Origin of the sequence: Nocardiopsis prasina DSM 43845, from assembly GCF_000341265.1 — a bacterium.
In the GTDB taxonomy this organism is placed as follows: domain Bacteria; phylum Actinomycetota; class Actinomycetes; order Streptosporangiales; family Streptosporangiaceae; genus Nocardiopsis; species Nocardiopsis prasina.
In genome coordinates this window covers 1-1,175 of record NZ_ANAE01000196.1, presented here as the reverse complement: position 1 = coordinate 1,175, position 1,175 = coordinate 1, and the positions used below count along the sequence as shown (strand labels likewise).

The window sequence follows — 1,175 nt, the reverse complement described above, 5'->3', positions numbered from 1 at the left end:
GGGCGCGGCCCGCCGGTCCGCGCACCACCGCCCTGGTGCTGGCCGGGTTGCCGCTGGTCGGCATGGCGATGTCGGCGGGTCTGGGCGGTTCACCGCTGGTGTTCCTGTTCACCACGCCCGTGGGCCTGCTCTGCCTGGGCGTCGGGATACTGCTCGACATCCTGGGTGCCTGGTGGACCCTGCGCATGGTCCGAGGAGCGGTGGCGTGAACCCGGTGCGACGCACGAGACCAACGATTCCGAGGCTTCGGGAAGCCAGACGGGCACCGCCGTCCCGGGCATCCGGTCATCGGAACCGAAGGGGCCTCTCGGCCCGGACCTCAGGCGTCCGCGCCTCACGCAGGTGCCCAGGAGTGAGGAGTCGCGTCGACCCGGTACCGGCAGGGTCCTCTCAGCCCAGACCTCTGATGTCCGAGCTCACCGAAGCTATCGGGGAGTCGAGTGCGCCGGGATCCGCTGGGGGCCGCTGGACCCGGACACCCGACGTCCATGCCTCGCGCGAGGGGTGCTGCATGGCCTCGGATCCGACCGCTGAGGGTGCGACGGGAGCGACGGGAGCGACGGGAGCGACGGGAGCGACCGAGGATCGTACTCCCCTGCCAGCAGGGGAGGTGGGTTCCCGGGACGGGCGAACTGTGGTCGGACTCCGCTGGCAAACAACGAAGGAGGAGGGATGTTCTTGGAGGTGCTGGCGGTGCTGTTCGCGGTGGGATCGGTGTGGGTCCTGTGCGGTTCGGACCGCCCACGGGTGCTCCGACAGGTGCTCGGCACCCCCAAGCCCCAGAACGACGTCGGGCGGGGGGCTGGAATCAGGCGCGGGGCGGGGCCGTGGCTGCGGGTCGTAGCCCTGGTCGGTGCCGCGACACTGCTGGTGGCCCTCCTCGGAGGGGTGGGCGTGCTCGCCGCACTGGGCGCGGGCGCCTACCTGTGGTGGCGCTCCCGTCAGAGCCGACAACGCTCCCCACGGTTACCGGTCACCGACGACCTCCCCGTGCTCATCGGACTGCTCGCGTCGGGGGTCCGGGCCGGAGCCACGCTCCCGGCCTGCCTGGGTGCGGTGGCCGGAGCGGCACGCGGCGACCTGGGTGCGGAGCTGTCCGCGGTCAGGGACCAACTGAGACTGGGAGCCGAGCCCTCACCCGCCTGGGAGCGATCGGCACTGCCAGCGCCCCTGGT

2 protein-coding genes are annotated in these 1,175 nt (G+C 72.2%); both read left to right on the top strand.

Translation table 11 applies throughout. From position 1 onward, the window contains the following. Nucleotides 1-209 (top strand): type II secretion system F family protein (locus D452_RS0124070; protein ID WP_026129637.1); only part of this gene is annotated, 209 nt, incomplete at its 5' end. 463 nt (nt 210-672) lie between these two features. Further along, the coding region (locus D452_RS28905) for a type II secretion system F family protein (protein WP_017546693.1) at nt 673-1,175 on the top strand (503 nt) is incomplete at its 3' end.